This window comes from Halorubrum sp. CGM4_25_10-8A (genome assembly GCF_005435025.1).
Lineage (GTDB): Archaea > Halobacteriota > Halobacteria > Halobacteriales > Haloferacaceae > Halorubrum > Halorubrum ezzemoulense.
Genome location: NZ_SGTX01000001.1, coordinates 125,702 through 142,102 on the forward strand (window position 1 = coordinate 125,702; position 16,401 = coordinate 142,102).

At 70.7% G+C, this 16,401-nt stretch carries 18 protein-coding genes; 8 read left to right on the top strand and 10 right to left on the bottom strand.

All coding sequences use genetic code 11. The features are described from left to right. Window positions 1–72: 72 nt before the first annotated feature. Window positions 73–567, top strand: a complete 495-nt coding sequence (locus EXE52_RS00620; RefSeq protein WP_049929820.1) for a phosphopantetheine adenylyltransferase — start codon at window positions 73–75, stop codon at window positions 565–567. Further along, the gene (locus EXE52_RS00625) at window positions 564–1,031 is read left to right on the top strand and encodes a hypothetical protein (protein WP_089307759.1); all 468 of its coding nucleotides are present in this window, start codon (window positions 564–566) and stop codon (window positions 1,029–1,031) included. The genes EXE52_RS00620 and EXE52_RS00625 overlap by 4 nt, the downstream gene beginning before the upstream one ends. A 36-nt stretch (window positions 1,032–1,067) precedes the next feature. Here EXE52_RS00625 and EXE52_RS00630 read toward each other — a convergent pair whose 3' ends face one another. From EXE52_RS00630 to EXE52_RS00650, 5 genes are all read right to left on the bottom strand, one after another. After that, entirely contained in the window at window positions 1,068–2,495 is a 1,428-nt protein-coding gene (locus EXE52_RS00630; protein ID WP_089307760.1) for an FAD-dependent oxidoreductase, read from the bottom strand. 122 nt (window positions 2,496–2,617) lie between these two features. Continuing rightward, window positions 2,618–3,055, bottom strand: coding sequence for an RNA-binding protein (locus EXE52_RS00635; RefSeq protein ID WP_089307761.1), 438 nt, complete (start codon window positions 3,053–3,055; stop codon window positions 2,618–2,620). 21 nt (window positions 3,056–3,076) lie between these two features. Next, the gene (locus EXE52_RS00640) at window positions 3,077–3,265 is read right to left on the bottom strand and encodes a hypothetical protein (RefSeq protein ID WP_006113388.1); all 189 of its coding nucleotides are present in this window, start codon (window positions 3,263–3,265) and stop codon (window positions 3,077–3,079) included. Between the two features lie 100 nt (window positions 3,266–3,365). Next, on the bottom strand, window positions 3,366–3,947 hold the full coding sequence (locus EXE52_RS00645; protein WP_176454919.1) for a hypothetical protein: 582 nt from the start codon (window positions 3,945–3,947) through the stop codon (window positions 3,366–3,368). 137 nt (window positions 3,948–4,084) lie between these two features. Beyond that, a complete protein-coding gene (locus tag EXE52_RS00650) occupies window positions 4,085–4,279 on the bottom strand; it encodes a methytransferase partner Trm112 (protein WP_004596226.1) in 195 nt (64 codons plus the stop codon). Between the two features lie 142 nt (window positions 4,280–4,421). On the opposite strand from EXE52_RS00650, the gene EXE52_RS00655 reads away from it, so the two are divergent. Further along, window positions 4,422–4,706, top strand: a complete 285-nt coding sequence (locus EXE52_RS00655) for a ribonuclease P protein component 4 (protein ID WP_049929827.1) — start codon at window positions 4,422–4,424, stop codon at window positions 4,704–4,706. A 108-nt stretch (window positions 4,707–4,814) separates the two neighbouring features. Then, entirely contained in the window at window positions 4,815–5,477 is a 663-nt protein-coding gene (locus EXE52_RS00660) for an HAD family hydrolase (protein WP_004596230.1), read from the top strand. A 115-nt stretch (window positions 5,478–5,592) separates the two neighbouring features. On the opposite strand, the gene EXE52_RS00665 is transcribed toward EXE52_RS00660, so the two are convergent. The 3 genes from EXE52_RS00665 to EXE52_RS00675 all read right to left on the bottom strand — a co-directional run bounded on the left by EXE52_RS00665 (window position 5,593) and on the right by EXE52_RS00675 (window position 7,831). Continuing rightward, a complete protein-coding gene (locus EXE52_RS00665) occupies window positions 5,593–6,276 on the bottom strand; it encodes an HAD-IIB family hydrolase (protein WP_086219216.1) in 684 nt (227 codons plus the stop codon). Between the two features lie 84 nt (window positions 6,277–6,360). Beyond that, window positions 6,361–7,533, bottom strand: a complete 1,173-nt coding sequence (locus EXE52_RS00670) for a Cdc6/Cdc18 family protein (protein WP_049929831.1) — start codon at window positions 7,531–7,533, stop codon at window positions 6,361–6,363. Between the two features lie 94 nt (window positions 7,534–7,627). Continuing rightward, a complete protein-coding gene (locus EXE52_RS00675; RefSeq protein WP_049929833.1) occupies window positions 7,628–7,831 on the bottom strand; it encodes a hypothetical protein in 204 nt (67 codons plus the stop codon). Window positions 7,832–7,991: 160 nt separating this feature from the next. On the opposite strand from EXE52_RS00675, the gene EXE52_RS00680 reads away from it, so the two are divergent. Continuing rightward, window positions 7,992–8,390: a hypothetical protein gene (locus EXE52_RS00680; RefSeq protein ID WP_049929835.1), complete on the top strand. Its 399-nt coding sequence runs from the start codon at window positions 7,992–7,994 to the stop codon at window positions 8,388–8,390. Window positions 8,391–8,503: 113 nt separating this feature from the next. On the opposite strand, the gene EXE52_RS00685 is transcribed toward EXE52_RS00680, so the two are convergent. Together EXE52_RS00685 and glpK are read right to left on the bottom strand one after the other, a co-directional pair. Continuing rightward, a complete protein-coding gene (locus tag EXE52_RS00685) occupies window positions 8,504–9,670 on the bottom strand; it encodes a hypothetical protein (protein WP_080508546.1) in 1,167 nt (388 codons plus the stop codon). Beyond that, complete coding sequence (gene glpK, locus EXE52_RS00690) at window positions 9,671–11,209, bottom strand: glycerol kinase GlpK (protein WP_049929837.1); 1,539 nt, start codon at window positions 11,207–11,209, stop codon at window positions 9,671–9,673. 380 nt (window positions 11,210–11,589) lie between these two features. On the opposite strand from glpK, the gene glpA reads away from it, so the two are divergent. From glpA to EXE52_RS00705, 3 genes are read left to right on the top strand one after another with little or no spacing between them, the layout of a single operon-like run. Continuing rightward, window positions 11,590–13,422, top strand: a complete 1,833-nt coding sequence (glpA, locus tag EXE52_RS00695; protein WP_086215703.1) for an anaerobic glycerol-3-phosphate dehydrogenase subunit GlpA — start codon at window positions 11,590–11,592, stop codon at window positions 13,420–13,422. After that, a complete protein-coding gene (glpB, locus tag EXE52_RS00700) occupies window positions 13,422–14,801 on the top strand; it encodes a glycerol-3-phosphate dehydrogenase subunit GlpB (RefSeq protein ID WP_089307762.1) in 1,380 nt (459 codons plus the stop codon). The genes glpA and glpB overlap by 1 nt, the downstream gene beginning before the upstream one ends. After that, on the top strand, window positions 14,798–16,306 hold the full coding sequence (locus tag EXE52_RS00705) for an anaerobic glycerol-3-phosphate dehydrogenase subunit C (RefSeq protein ID WP_086215701.1): 1,509 nt from the start codon (window positions 14,798–14,800) through the stop codon (window positions 16,304–16,306). Before glpB ends, EXE52_RS00705 begins: the two co-directional genes overlap by 4 nt. Window positions 16,307–16,401: the final 95 nt, after the last annotated feature.

The following is a 16,401-nucleotide window of genomic DNA, read 5'->3' on the forward strand; positions in this document are numbered from 1 at the left end:
CCCGCCGCCCGACTTCACCGGGCCGGGACGCGGTTCGGGACGTTTTAAGTTTGACCCACGCAACGGAGAGGCATGAACGTCGCGCTGGGAGGTACGTTCGACCCCGTTCACGACGGCCACCGCAAGCTGTTCGAGCGGGCGTTCGAGCTGGGTGACGTCACCGTCGGTCTCACCTCCGACGAGCTGGCGCCGGAGACCCGCCACGTCGACCGGTACGTCCGCCCGTTCGACCGGCGCGAGCGCGACCTCGAAGCGGAGTTGGCGCCGCTGGCCGAGTCGCACGGGCGCGACTACGAGGTCCGTGAGCTGACGGAGCCGACCGGCATCGCGGTCGAGCCGGAGTTCGACGCGCTAATCGTCTCCCCGGAGACGAAGGCGGGCGGCGAGCGGATCAACGAGATCCGTCGCGAGCGCGGGCGCGATCCCCTCGACTTGGTCGTCGTCGACCACGTCGCGGCCGAGGACGGCGAGCGCATCTCCTCGACGCGGATCGTCGCGGGCGAGATAGACGAACACGGCAACCTCACCCCGGACCGCGAGGGGCGGGGGGCGACGCGACCGGAATGACCGACGCGAACGCGACCGAGGGCGACGCGGGCGGGGCCGATGGTGCCGCTTCCGGTCGCGCGGCGCTCCGGCGGATCGCGCTCGGCGAGACGGGCTTCGAGCGAGCGACGGTGTGGAGCGCGGTCGGGCTCGCGCTGTCGTACGTCGCCTTCGACGCGACGGCGGCGGTCGGCGTCGGCGCCCCGGCGACCACCGGCGTCCTCGCCGCGGTGGCGGCGGTCGGCGCGGTCGCGTTCGCCGCGACCGGAGCCGGCGCCCTCCCGACGGCCCTCCTCGCGTACGGGCCCTTCGCAGGGACCCTGCTGCGGGGGCTCGGACCGACGCCGTACGCGGTCCCGGGCGGCCTCGGCGGCCCGCCCCTCTCGGCGGTCACCGCGCCGCTCGCGCTCGCCGCCGCCGCTGCGGTCGCGGTCGGCTTCGCGGCGGCGGTGGTCGGGTTCCTCGTCGGTCGGATACGGGAGTGAGCGACTTCGTCCGGGCCGCACCGCCGTCGCCGCCGTTCAGTCCTCGATTTTTCCGTTCAACACCTTCGCGGCGACCAGTATCGGGTCCCACACCGGACTGAACGGCGGCGCGTACGCGAGGTCGAGGCGCTCTACCTCGGGAACGGTCATGTCCGCCTCGATCGCGGTCGCGAGCGTGTCGATCCGGATCGCCGCGCGGTCGGTGCCGACGACGCTCCCGCCGAGGAGTCGCCTCGTGTCGCGGTCGGCGACGAGCGTCACGTCGGTCTCGGCCGCACCGGGGTAGTAGCCGGAGCGCGACCCCGCGGTCACCGTCTCGCTGACCGGGTCGAACCCGGCCGCCTCGGCCGCCTCGGGGTCGAGGATCCCGACCCGGGCCCCCTCGGTGTCGAACGCCTTCACCGCCGCCGTGCCCGCGATGTCCCCGACCGGCGCGGGATCCCCCGCGACCGTCGCACCGATCGCGCGACCGGCGCGGTTCGCGGTGAGTCCGAGGGGCATCCAGTCGGGCTCGCCCGTCACCGCGTGGCGCGCGGTCGCGCAGTCGCCCGCCGCGTACACGTCCGGGAGGCTAGTCCGGCCGTGGTCGTCTACCCGGACCGCGCCGCCCGGTCCGAGGTCGACCCCGGTGCCGTCGAGCAGTTCGGTGTTCGGTCGAATCCCGACCCCGACGACGGCCATGTCGACCGGAACGCGGTCGCCGCCGACGTCGATCGCCTCGATCCGCTCGTCGCCGACGAGCGCCTCGACCGGGGCGTCGGTGCGAACGCTGACGCCCTCGGCCTCGAGCGCGGTTTCGACGCGGTTCCCGACCGCCTCGCCGAACGGCGAGAGGAGGTGCCCGGACCGGTGGAAGACGCGGACGTCGACCCCGCGCTCCGAGAGCGCCTCGGCGACCTCGACGCCGACGTACCCGCCGCCGACGACCGCGGCGGTCTCGGGGGCCGGCATCGCCGCGTTGCGCTCGACGCGGTCGCGGTCGACCGCGCTCACGTCGACGCGGTCCGAGTCGTAGTCGTCGGGGTCCGCGACGTACGCGTCGATGGCGGCCGCCGCGTCCATGTCGTGAAGCGTGAACGCGCCGTCGAGGCCGCGCACGTCGAAGGGGCCGGAGTCGGCGCGCGCGCCGGTGGCGACGAGGAGGTCGCCGTACGCCTGCTCGACTCGATCACCGTCGGCCGTCTCGACCGTGACGCGCTTCGCGTCGGGGTCGACGGCGACCACCTCCCGGCCGCGTCGGAGGTCGATCCCCCGCTCGTCGACCTCGCTCGGCGACAGCGACAGGAGGTCCGACATGCGGTCGACGTAGCGGGCGATGAAGTACGGCATCCCGCAGTAGGCGTACGAGATCCAGCGACCCTTCTCGAAGACGACGACCTCTCGGTCGGGCGCCTCGCGACGGAACTTGCTGGCCGCGCTCAATCCAGCCGCGTCGGCGCCGACGACCACGAACGGATCGGTCATGACGTGACATCGACGGGACGGGTGAAAAAGTCACGCCGCGGGTGCGGCCGGGGCACGCGACCGGGAGAGCGCGGCTCGATCGCGCGGCCGTCGTCGATCAGTTGTCGCCGAGCAGTAGTCTGTCAGTCGTCGTCGGCCAGCCGCGAGAGCGTCTCGCGGGCGTTCGCGACTGCCTTCTCCTTCTTCGCCGGGTACGCCTCGACCTTCGTGCGGACGGTGAGACCCGGGCCGAGGCGGACCTCGTCGCGGAACGCCGCCTGTTTGTCGAGGCGGAGGAACAGCGCGCAGTTGTCGTCGACCCGCTCGTCAAGCTCGTCGAGGACGCGGTCGAGGTCCTCCAGCTCTGCGAGCCGGTCTAACACGTGTCGCATCTCGTCGGCCCGCTCGACCCGCGCCGAGAGCACGACGATGCGGTCCCCGTGGTGCCCCACGTTCTCGACGCGGTCGAGTTCGACCTCGTCGGAGAGGAGGGAGTACAGCGCCTGCTCGACCCGTTTGACGTCTTCGGTGGCGTACGAGAACGCGCGGAGGTCGACGTAGTGGAAGGGGACTTTCGGCATGCGGGACGGGTGGGGGCGGCGTTACTCCTCGCTCTCGACGGCGTCGAGCGCGTCCTCGGGGACGCCCGTCTCCTGGCCGTCCTCGAAGCTGACCGTGTACGTCGCGTCGCCGAACATGGTCTCCATCACCTGCGTGATCGTGCCCGACTCGCCGTCGTACTCGCTGTGTTTGTCGTGGAGCACGACTTCGTCTTCCTTCTCGAAGCTCATGGCGTTTCGTTCCGCCGGGACGGTTAAAAGCGCGCGGATCCCGACTGAGAGGACGCGGACCGCGCGCGGGGGAACGGGCGGGACGGCGACCCGCGTCGCCTCACGTCACCGCGAGCAGCACCGCGCCGAACGCGGTCATCAGCGCGACCCCCACCGCGAGCCAGACGACGGCGCTGTCGGCGGCGAGCGCGACTCCCACCGCGGCGACGACCGCGATCAGCCCGAACGCCGCGCCCGCGACCCCGCCGCGCCGAACGAGTCGGTCGAGCGCGTTCACCGCGCGCTGCCCGGGCGGCACCTCCGGGGTCTGCTCCGGGGGGGCGGAGAGCGTCTCGTCGACGGCGACGGGCTCGCTCGGGGAGTCGGGCGACGGATCGACCCGCACGTCGACGTAGCGCGTGTTCGACCCGTAGCCGGTGACGATCTTCAGCTTGCCGCGGACCCGCTCGTCGACGTCGGCGGTCGACACGTGGACGTGACGGGTGGCCTCGTCGGCGACGAAGTGGTTCCCCTCGTCGAGCGTCGCCACCCGGTCCAGCTCGTCGTCGAAGTGAAGGTGGACGTGCGTCGAGCGGCCGCTGTTCTCGAGCACGACCGGGAACGGCCCGTCGGTGACGAACGAGTCCGGCGCGTCGATGTCGTGGACCGCCTCCCCGTTCAGTTCGACGTCGAGTGTCGGCACGGGTGGAACCACGACCCCGCACTAAAAAAAGATTCACACGAGCGAGGAGTTCGGGCGGCGGCGTCGACCGCCGGAGGCCGTCGCCGCGGTCGGCGCCTCGGGGCGGATCCGCTCCCGCCGCTCCGGAGCGGAACCCCCTACGCAGCCGCCTCCTCGCGCATGTCCGGCGGGAGGAGGTTCGGGATCCCGTCTTCGATGGGGTACGTCTCGCCGCACTCCGTACAGGTGAGCGTCCCGGCGAGGACCTCCTCGTCGTCCGCGTCGTCGACGTCGAGTTCGAGAGTCGCCTTGTCGAGCGGACAGCAGATCACGTCCATCAGGGATTCTTTCATATCACTCGGTTGGGTCGGACCGATAAAAAAGCGTGCGGGTCCCGGCCGGCGCCCCGCGTCCGGAGCGTCGGCACGGTCCGGGCGGCCGCCCCGCCCGACCCGGATAACAACCTCTTTGGCGCCGCGCGCCGCCCTCGGTGACATGGGCATCCCGGCGGAGCGGATCGAGCGGCTGTTCGCGCTCGCTCGCGAGGCCGTCGTCGACGACGAGTACGATCGCGCCCGCGAGTACGTCGCCCGCGCCCGCCGGATCGCCGAGCGCAACCGCTGCGGCGTTCCCGCCGAGCTCTCACGGCGCGCCTGCGACGACTGCGCCGTCTACCTCCGCCCCGGCAAGACGAGCCGCGTCCGGACGCGACCCGGGCGCGTGGTCGTCCGGTGTACGGAATGCGGGTCGACGGCGCGGTACCCGTACGGTGAGGAGTGATCGCAGCGGTCGCTGGCCGACGACGCCACCCTCTCGACGCGGCCGCCGTGTGGCCGGTCGAACCGGGACACCGAAACGACTAATCCGAATTTCGGGAAACACGGAGACGTGACCGGATACGACGCGGTTCTCTTCGACAACGACGGCGTCTTGGTCGAGCCGCCGGCCCACGAGACGGCGGTCGAAGCGACGCGGGAAGCGTTCGAAGCGGTAGGCGTCCGAGACCCGGACCAGGCGCACGTCGACGACGTCGTACGCGGGACGACCGTCGAGAGACTGCGTGAGATGTGCGCGGTCTACGACGTGGACGTGGAGGCGTTCTGGCGAGCCCGAGAGCGGCTCGACGAACGGTCTCAGTTCGAGAAGTTCGAGTCGGGGTCACGGGCGCTCTACGACGACGTTCAGAGCGTCACGAACCTCGATCGACCCCGCGGCGTCGTGAGCAACAACCACCACAGCACGGTCGCGTTCGTGTTGGACTTCTTCGGCCTGCGGCACGCGTTCGACACCTATCACGGCCGAGAGAAGAGTGTCGAGAGCCTGGACCTGAAGAAGCCGAACACGCACTATCTCGACCGGGCGCTCGCGGAGCTCGGCGCCGAGTCGGCGCTCTACGTCGGCGACAGCGAGAGCGACGTGAGAGCGGCCCACCGGGCCGGGCTGGACTCGGCGTTCGTCCGACGGCCACATTGCCGGGACACGACCCTCTCCGTCGCGCCCACCCACGAAATCGACTCGCTCCGCGAACTCGCGGCCGTGACGGACGCGTGAGCGGAGACCGACCCCGAGGGCGATGCCCCCGAATCGAACAGATGACCCGTACGCGTCCCCCGGAGTCGCCGGGACGAGCTGAGCAGAGCGGACGCGCTCCGCCGTCGGATACGGACTACTCGGCGCGCTCGCGCAGCCGTTCGAGCACCGAGACCGTCCCGTTCATGTACCCGTCGTCCACCACCTCGTCGGCGGCATTGCGGGCGGCGGCGTCGGCGTTGGCGACCGCGTACGACTCGCCGGCGACGCCGAACGTCGACGCGTCGTTCTCGCTGTCGCCGATCGCGACGAACGCGGCGGGGTCGACGCCGAGCGCCTCGGCGACGACGCGGAGCGCGCGACCCTTGCTGACCCCCACCGATTTCACGTGGTAGGCGTAGCCGGTGTCGACGATCTCCACGTCGTCGCCCGCGGCCGCGGCGACCTCGCGGAGCAGCCCCGCGTCGACGTCGGGTCCGAGCGCGACCTCCGTCTCGCGCCAGCGGTTCACCGTGTCGCCGTCGCCCCAGCCGATCGCTCCGCCGCGCTCGCGGAACGCCTCGACGACGGCCCACGCCGCGTCCGGGTCGCCGACGAGCGTCGTCTCGCCGCCGACGTACGCGACGCCGCCGTTCTCCGCGATCACGGTCTCCTCGCGGCCGAGGAAGTGCGCGAGCGCCACCGGGTACGGGAACGCCTTGCCGGTGGCGAACACGACCGGCGCGTCCCACCCGGGCAACAACTCGAAGACTCGCGGATCGATCCGGCCGCTCGGCGTCGTCAGCGTACCGTCGATGTCGAGCGCGAGGGGCGGAACCATACCATCGGGTCGGCGGCACGGCGACAACTGTCTTCCGTTCGAACGGAGGCGGGGCGGACCGGACGGCGGCCGCCCGCGCGGCGCCTACCCGGAGCGGGTGCGACGGTCGAACAGCTCGCTGAAGACGACCGTCGGGAACAGCGGGACGAGCCGGCTCGGCGGTCGGCCCTTACCGTCGGTCTCGCGGACGGTGACTCGTTCGAGCAGGCCGGCGTCGGCCAGCTCGTAGAGCACGCGCCTGACCGTCGACGCCGAGAGGTCGACGCCCGAGCGCGCCGCGATGGTCTCCGTCGCCACGCCGACGGTCGAGCGCTCGTCCTCGGAGAGCCCGGCGAGCTCGTAGAGGAGCCGCTGGCGGCTCTCGGGGAGCGCGAGCACACGCCCCAGCGCCACGCAGGGCCGGGGAACGCCGTCGACGCCGGCGTCGACGTCGCCGGATCGGATCGTCGACGCCCCCGACCGCTCCGCGTTGACCGCCGCGCCCATCACGGCCGCGAGGGCGTCGTGGGCGTCGCCCGCGGCCCACTCGACGACCTCGCGGATCTGGTCGTGGCTGAGCGCGTCTCGGCCGAGCCCCGTCGAGCACCGGCTCGTCAGCAGCTCGACGAGCACGTGTCGGCGGTACTTCGCGAACTCGACGGTCGTCTCCGGCTCCCAGCCGATCGCGTCCGGCGGATCGCGGCCGAGGAACGCGGGGACGAGCCGCTCGCCCACGTCGTTCAGCCAGTCGATCAGCGTCGCCGCCGTCGGCGTCTCGGCCTCGTTCGCGTGGTCGACAGCGACGACGAGGTCCGGACCGGTGCGCATCGCGTCGCGCAGGGAGGCGGCCAGCTCCTCGGTCCCGATCCCGTGGTCGGGAACGGAGTCGTCGCTCATGGCGGCCAGCATCGCGTGGTACAGTCGGAAGCGGGTCGACGCCCGCCGGGCGTCGACGTAGACGAACCCGGGGATCGTCGGTTCGACCGCCCGCGTCGTCGTCTGGATGGCCCGACGGGGGCCGCTGTGCGCCGCGAGCCGGTCGAACAGCGAGGAGACGACGGCGGACTTCCCGCTCCCCTTCGGGCCGTACACGTAGACGCTCGGCGGGAGCGACCCGGAGAACGCGGGCTCGAACACGTCGAGCAGGCGCTCGATAGCCGGGCCGCGGCCGACCGGCGAGTCGACGTGGGTGACCGGGGAGACGGCCTCGAAGTCGGCGAGAACGCTCATGCCCGCGTCGTAGCCGAGCCGTCGCTCGATCCGGTCGTCGATGTTCACGGGCCCCCCTCCGTGATCGCCGAACAAAACTGTCGCGACTCGCGGAGCGCGCGCGGCGGCGCGGTCGGGCGGGTTCGGCGCGCCGACCGGCCCGTTACCAGTGTTCGGGTTTGTATCGGTTGATGAGCGCCGTGGAGACGACAAAGACGACTCCGCTGATGAGGCCGGCTATCACGCCGACGACGAGCCGAACGGAGATCGTTCCCGCCGAGACCACCGCCGTCACGGCCGCGACGACTGCCATCACGACGAGGAGGTTCCGCCGATCCCGCCGGTCGAGCCCGAGCCGGTCCAACATACCACCACCTCCTCGGCGCGGTGATTAAATACCCCACGTTCGCTCCGTGGCGAGGGCTCACCGGACGCGCGCCCTCGACGGCGCCGACCGCGGTCGCGGGAGCGAGCGCGGGACTCGCCCGATGGAAACCTATACCAGCGTCGGGCGAACTACGACTGGTATGTCGAACGACCCGGGCGTGGAGGCGCTCCACACGGTCGACGACCGGAGCAAAGTTGTCGCCGTCCTGACGACCGTGGCCGCGTTCGGTGCCGGCATGTTCACCGTCGGCGACATCGAGTTCGTCTCGATCGCCGCCGCCGCGATCGGGATCGGCGCCCGGTTCGGCTCGGTGTGGTGGGGCGCCCGGATCTTCGTCGACCGCGACTCGGCGGCGGTCGCCGACCAGCCGACTGCGGGGCGCTACCACCACGGCGCGGTCGGAGTCGCGCTCGTTCTGGCGGGCGCGCTCGCCCTGATCGCCCGGTATCTCGGCGTCGAGGTGACGACGGTCGCCGTCGCCGCGTCCGCGGTCGCCGCCGGCGCGTTCCTCGCCTTCTCCGCGTTGCTCCCGGACTGACGGTCGCACCGGGGCGCCGTCACCGAGACACCGGTCGCTGTCCGGGCGATTCCGACCGACCGCGGATGAGCGATGTGCCATAATAAAAGACCCCTGCCGAAAGTGAGGACGCGTTAGATCCCCGTGCCGGGGATCCAGACGGCCCAGTTGAGCAGTCCGGCGATGACGAGCAGGCCGAGCGTCAGCGACCAGACCACGATGGCGGCCGCCGGCGGGTCGAAGTGCGTGTCGGAGTGCGCGTAGAACACGCGCTGCGACGCCTCACCGACGACCGCGGCGAACACGCCGAACAGCGCGCCGAACAGCAGCGCGGGCGCGGCGCCGAACGCCAGCGGCGCGGTCAGGTCGGCCGCCGAGAGGTCCGTGAGCGTCGTGATGCCTCCCTGCCACACGGAGAGGAAGGCGGTCGACCCCGCCAGCGTCATGTGGTGGGTGACCGGGATCCGGTCGACGCCGAGGTTCAGGAACAGCAGCGACCCGGCACTGATCCCGAAGCCGGCGAACACGGCGATGAGGCCGTGCCCGCCGGTGATCATGTTGTACGTGATGACGGCCGAGGCGAGACCGGCGAAGAAGCCGATCGCCGCGACGTGCGACCACTTGTACATGTTCGGCAGCCACGGCTCGACGGCGAGGCGGTCCTCGCTGGCCTTGCCGCCGTCGCCCACCACTTCGCCGGGCTCGCGCATCTGCTCGCGCTCGAACGGCCCCATGTCGAAGTAGCCGTTCGCCTTGTCGCTCACCTTGCCGACGATGCTGTATCCGAACACCGCCCGAACGACGAGGGCGCTGATGACGATGCTCACCGGGATCGGGTCGACCGGGATCGCCAGCTGCCGGGAGAGCTGCTCGATGAGGACGCCGAAGACGCCGAAGACGGCCCCCACGGCGAGGATGTCGGGTTTACTCCCCAGCGCGAAGCCGATGTCCTTCGCGTTGTGGTAGTCGAATCCGGACTCCATATAGCCCTTGTTGGCAGCGTAACCGGCGGCCGCGACACCCCCCGCGAAGGAGATATGCGGGCCGAAGACGGGACCGAACCCGACGTCCACGCCGAATCCACCGCCGCCGAGCGACCCGCCGATCACGAGGAAGCCCGTGAAGATGAACGCCGGCAGGGCGCCGAGCGCCGCCCCGAAGGCGCCGCCCGCGAGCGCCCCGAGAAGGATCGCTGGATTGGTCAGGCTCTGGATCACGTCGGTCGGCGCGCCCGGGTCGTAGCCGACCTGTAGCACGGTGTCGGCCGCGACGGCCAGTTCCGGCAGCAGTTCGACGCTCATCTATTCGTCCTCCTCGTCGATCGCCCAGTTCTTCGAGCGCTCGACCGCGTCGTCCCAGCGGCCGTAGAGTTTGTCGACATCGGCCTGGTCCTTCTCGGGCGTGAACTCGCGGTCGATCTGCCAGTTGTCGCGCAGCTCGTCGACGTTGTCCCAGTAGCCGACCGCGAGCCCGGCGGCGTACGCCGAGCCGAGCGCGGTGGTCTCGTCGACCTCGGGCCGCGCGATGTCGGTCTGGATGATGTCGGACTGGAGCTGACAGAGGAAGTTGTTCTTCACCGCGCCGCCGTCGACGCGGAGCGTCGTGGTCTCCACGCCGGAGTCGGCCTCCATGGCCTCAGCGATGTCGCGGGTCTGGTAGGCGATCGATTCGAGCGTCGCCCGGACGATGTGCTCCTTGCTCGTGCCGCGGGTCATCCCGACGATGGTCCCGCGTGCGCGGCCGTCCCAGTGCGGCGCGCCGAGTCCCGTGAACGCCGGGACCATGTAGACGCCGTCGGTCGAGTCGACCGAGCGCGCCAGCTCCGCGGTCTGTGCCGCGTTGTTGATCAGGTCGACGTCCTCGAGCCACTCGATGGCGGCGCCGGTGATGAAGATGGACCCTTCGAGCGCGTACTGGACGGGCTCGCCGGACATCTGGAACCCGATCGTCGTCAGCAGTCCGTGGTCGGACTCGACGGCGTCGGTCCCGGTGTTCATCAGGTAGAACGAGCCGGTGCCGTAGGTGTTCTTCGCGTCGCCCTCGTCGAAGCAGGTCTGGCCGAACAGCGCGGCCTGCTGGTCACCGAGCGCGCCGGCAACCGGGACCTCCTCGCCGAGGAAGCCGTCGGCGTCCGTGTGGCCGTAGTAGTCCTCGTCGGAGGAGGGGCGTACCTCGGGCACCATCTCCTTGGGCACGTCGAACTCGTCTAAGAGCTCGTCGTCCCACTCCAGTTCCCGGATGTTGTACAGCATCGTCCGGGAGGCGTTCGTGACGTCCGTGATGTGGTTGCCCGTCAGGTTGTAGATGAGCCACGAGTCGATGGTGCCCATCACGAGTTCGCCTGCGCGAGCGCGGTCGCGGAGGTCGCCGCCGCGCGAGCTCTGCATCTTGAGCGGCTCCGCGTTGTCGAGGATCCACTCGGTCTTGGTCGCCGAGAAGTACGCGTCGGCCTCGAGGCCGGTCTTCTCGCGGATCTCCTCGACCTTCTCGTCCTCTTGTAGCTCCTCAACGCGGTCGGTCGTCCGACGGTCCTGCCACACCAGCGCGTTGTGGACCGGCCGTCCGGAGTCTTTGTCCCAGACGATGGTCGTCTCGCGCTGATTGGTGATGCCGATGGCCTCGAGCTGATCGGCGTCGAGCCCGGCCTCGGCGAGCCCGTCGAGGACGACTTCTTGGGTGTTCTCCCAGATCTCGATCGGGTCGTGTTCGACCCAGCCCGGGTTCGGGTAGATCTGTTCGTGCTGTTCGTAGGCGTTCGCGACGACCTGGCCCTCATGGTCGAACACCATGAATCGAGTCCCGGTCGTCCCCTGGTCTATCGCACCGACGTACTGTGTCATGTTGTGGATCCCTCCTGTGGCGCTGGTCCGCGTGCGTCGGCGACCGGCTCGGCCTCGTCGTCGAGGGCGAATCCGGGGTCGCGTTCGCCGTCACGGCGTCCGACCGTCGAGGCCGACCCGTCCGGAGCCGGACCGAAACGGCCGGAAGACGCACCGCCGCCGCCGCGACATATCTTCACGGAAGCTACCACGCCGATCGTGAACATAATGTACTACCATAATAATCTTCCTGTTGAAATCCGGACATCGGCGCGAATGAAAAAGTCTAGTATATAAATAAATCGGCGCTGGCAGGGATTACACTACTTGAATATCCGTGATAGTTATGGGTGGGGCACCTCGGGAGGTAAAGTAAAGTGGTCGGGGTCCAAGTGGCTCGCATGGACAGACAAGTGGACGTCGTCGTCGTCGGTGGGGGCTCGACGGGGTGCGGCGTCGTCAGGGACCTGGCGCGACGGGGGCTCGACGCAGTCCTCGTCGAGAAGGGGAACCTGACGCACGGCACGACCGGACGGATGCACGGGCTCCTCCACAGCGGGGGCCGCTACGCGGTCTCGGACCAGAAGAGCGCGGAGGAGTGTATCGAGGAGAACCGAGTTCTCCGCGACATCGCGGCCCACTGCGTCGAGGAGACGGGGGGAATGTTCGTCAAGCGACCCGAGGACTCCGAGGAGTACTTCCAGGAGAAGCTGGAGGGATGTAAGGCGTGTAACATTCCCGCCGAGGTGATCGACGGCGAGGAGGCGCGCCGTCGCGAGCCGTACCTCGCGCGCGACGTCGAGAAGGCGATCGCCTTACCAGACGGCGCGATCGACCCGTTCCGGCTCTGCGTGTCGAACGCCGCGGACGCCCGCGAGCATGGCGCGCGAATCGAGACCCACGCACCGGTGACCGACGTGCTCGTCGAGGACGGCGAGGTCGTCGGCGTCGAGATCGAACACGAGACGGGACCGGGGAAGCGCGTCCACCGCGAGCCGGGGACGACCGAGGAGATCCGCGCGCGGCACGTCGTCAACGCGACCGGCGCGTGGGCGGGGAACGTCGGCGAGATGGCCGGCGTCGACGTGGAGGTGCGCCCCTCGAAGGGCGTGATGACGGTGATGAACACCCGGCAGGTCGACACCGTGATCAACCGCTGTCGGCCGAAGGGCGACGCCGACATCATCGTCCCCCACGAGACCGCCTGTATCCTCGGCACGACCGACGAGGAGGTCGACGACCCCGAGGACTACCCCGAGGAGGACTGGGAGGTCGACCTGATGATCGAGACGCTCTCGGAGCTCGTGCCGGCGCTCGAAGACGCCCGCACGCTCCGCTCGTTCTGGGGGGTCCGCCCGCTGTACGAACCCCCGGGGACCGGCACCGAGGACCCGACCGACATCACGCGCGACTACTTCCTCCTCGACCACGGCGACCGCGACGACCTTCCGGGGATGACGACCATCGTCGGCGGGAAGCTCACCACCTACCGGATGATGGCCGAGTCCATCTCCGACCACGTCTGCGAGACGCTCGGCCACGAGGCGACCTGCGACACCGCCGAGGCGCCGCTGCCGGGCTCCGAAGACCCGGCGCGCATGGAGGAGCTGATGGACGAGTTCGGGCTCCGGTCGCCCGTCGCGCGGCGCTCGGGCCAGCGGCTCGGCTCCCGGGCCGACGACGTGCTCGACGAGTACGACCCGAACCCGATCGTCTGTAACTGCGAGAGCGTGACCCGCGCGGAGGTCCAGGACGCTGTCGACGACGCCGGCTCCGACCTCAACGCGGTCCGGCTGCGGACCCGCGCCTCGATGGGGAACTGCCAGGGCGGCTTCTGTACGCACCGCATCGCGTCGGAGCTCGCCGAGGAGTACCCCGAGCCGGTCGTCCGCGACGCGGAAGACGAGCTGTACCAGGAGCGCTGGAAGGGCCAGCGCCACGCGCTGTGGGGCGAACAGCTCTCGCAGGCGATGCTGAACCACCTGCTCCACGCGACCACGATGAACCGCGACGGCGACCCCGCGAACCTCGACGGCGAGGTGGACTTCGGCGCGTTCGACGCGGGCGCCGACGCGCCGGGCGCCGACGGCTCCGGCGGCGACACGGGGACCGCGGCCGCGGACGGTGGCCGCGCAAGCGACGACGCGGCGACCGACGGGGGCCGCGCAAGCGACGACGCGGCCACCGACGGGGGCCGCGCAAGTGACGACGCGGCCACCGACGGAGGGCGCTGATGGCGATAAACAGCGACGTGCTCGTGATCGGCGGCGGCCTCGCCGCGATCACGGCCGCGGTTTCGGCCGCCCGCGAGGGCGCGGACGTGCGGCTCGTCTCGCACAAGTCGAGCACGCTGCGGCAGGCCTCCGGGCTGATCGACGCGCTCGGCTACGTCCCGGCGACCGAGCCCGCGAAGCCGCTCCGGGACGGGCCGCCGACCGCGGGCCGGAACCTCGACCGCGACGAGTGGCCGGACCCGGAGGGGCCGCTCGCCGACCCGTTTGAGGGGATCGACCGGCTCCCCGAGTCGCACCCGTATCGGGTCGTCGGGAGCGACGCGCTCCGGGAGGGGCTCGACCTCTTCGACGACCTCGCGGGCGACGCGTACCGCGGCGGCCACACCGACCGCAACGCCCTCGTCCCGACGTTCGGCGGCGCGGTGAAGCCGACGGCGCGCTACCCCGCGGCCGCCGAGGCGGGGCTCGCGAGCGACGACCGCCCGATGCTGGTCGTCGGGTTCCGGTCGCTCACGGAGTACGACGCGCGCGCCTTCGCGGGGCGGCTCGAGGCCGCGGGCGTGCCGTTCGACGCCGCGGGCGCGGAGGTCGAGTTCGCGGAGGCGTTCCGCGCCGACGCGAAGATCACCCGGCTCGCGAAGGCGCTCGACCACGACGAGGAGATAGACGGCGTCCCCGCCCGCGAGGCGCTCGCGAAGGCGGTCGCGCCGCACCTCCACGACGTGGTCGACGAGGCAGGCGGCGTCGACCGCGTCGAGCGCGTCGGCTTCCCCGCGTTCCTGGGCGACGACCGGGGCGAGGAGGTCCGCGAAGAACTCGCTGACCGGCTCGGCGCCGACGTGTTCGAGATCCCGATGGGCCCGCCGAGCCTCCCCGGCCTGCGGCTCGAAGACCGCCTGTTCGACGCGCTCGACGCCGAGGGCGTCCGGTTCGAGACCGGGAACCCCGTCGTCGGCGTCGAGTCCGCGACCGGCGGTCGCGTGGAGACGGTCGCGGTCGATCGGAAGGGTCGCACGGCGCCGTACGGCGCCGACGCGTTCGTGCTGGCGACCGGCGGGCTCGTCGGGAAGGGGCTCGACTCCGACCGGGAGGGGGTCCGGGAGCCCGTCCTCGACCTCCACGTCGACCAGCCGGACGACCGGTACGAGTGGTTCGTCGACGACGCGTTCGGCGACCAGCCGTACGCGCGGTTCGGGGTCCGGCCCGACGAGCGGTGTCGCCCCACGGACGCCGAGGGAACGGTACAGTACGAGAACGTGTTCGCGGCCGGCGGCGTCGTCGGCGGCGCGGACGCGGCGCGGGAGAAGTCCGCGAGCGGGGTGTCGCTTGCGACCGGCCTCGCGGCCGGGCGACAGGCGGCGACGGAGGCGAACCAATGACACGACACACGGACGACGACGGAGACGCGGGGGAGTCGAACGAGGCGACCGAGTCGAGCGACGGCGGCTACGAGGGGCCGACGCCGGGCGTCCCGGAGTCCGGCCGCGACGAGCAGCCGTCGGTGTTCGTCCCCGACGAGGGGGAAGTCGCGGAGACGGACGCGACCGCGGGCGACCGCGCCGCAACCGACGGCGGCGTCGAAAGCGCCTCGGCCGGAGCGGATTCGACCGAGCTCGACCCGGACGCGTACGACCCGGTCGACGTGTTCCCCGGCGGCGACCTCGACCTCCGCGAGGGGGCCGACTCCTGTTACAAGTGTACGAGCTGCGATACCTCCTGCCCGGTGGCTGAGGTCGACGACGAGTTCCCCGGGCCGAAGTTCCAGGGCCCCGAGCAGTGGCGGCTCAAACGGAAGGACGACCACGACATCGACGAGTCGATCACCTCCTGTTCGAACTGTATGCGCTGTGACGACGCCTGCCCCTCGGGAGTGCCGCTCTCCCAGATGCACAACGAGGCCCGCGGGCAGTTCGTCGAGCGCCAGATGGAGAAGCTCTCCGTCGAGTACATCCGGAATCGGGTGTTAGCGAACTACCGCACCTCGGCGAGCCTCGCGAGTATGTTCCCCCGGACCGCATCGTTCGCGATGAACTTCGGCCCCGCGCGGTGGGCGATGGAGAAGGTTATGGGGATCCCGAAGGAGCGCGACTTCCCCGAGTTCGCCACGGAGACGTTCCGCGAGTGGTGGAAGGCGCGCGGCGGCGCACAGGTGGAGAACCCCGACAAGCGCGTGGCATACTTCCACGGCTGCTACTCCAACTACAACACGCCCGAGGTCGGCAAGGCGTTGGTCTCAGTCTACGAGCACTTCGGCTACGAGGTGATGGTCCCGCCCCAGAAGTGCTCGGGCACGCCGATGTTCGCGAACGGGATGCTGAAGGACGCCCGCCGCCACGCGGAGACGAACGTCGAGAACCTCGTCGAGGCCATCGCCGACGGCGCGGACGTGATCGCCTCCTGTACCTCCTGTTCGCTGTCGCTGCGCCAGGAGTACCCCGAGCTGTTCGACCTCCACGGGATCGACGACGTCGCCGAGCACACCTTCGAGGCGCTGGAGTACCTCCGCATCCACGAGGACCTAGAGGAGGCGCTCGACGAGGCCGGCGGGCTCGACGACGAGCGCGCCTTCGCGTATCACGCGCCGTGTCACGCCCGGAATCAGGGGCTCTCCCGGCAGGCAGTCGAGACGTTCCGCGACGTCGACGGCGTGAAGATGGAGGACGTCGGCGACTCCTGTTCCGGCATCTCCGGCACCTACGGCTGGAAGGAGGAGAAGTACGAGAAGTCGATGGAGATCGGCGCGGAGATGTTCGAGCACATGGAGGACGCCGAGGGCGAGGTCGGGATGACCGAGTGCCCGACCTGCGCGATGCAGATGGAACACGGGACCGGCTACGAGATCGAACACCCGCTCCAGCTGCTCGAGGACGCGCTGGGAGCGTAAGGTCCCGTCGCTCCGCCCCCGCGCCGGACCCGACTCGGCACGTCGCGGTTTCCCCGCTCACCGGTGGTTATCGGACGCGATAACTGTGCGAGAAT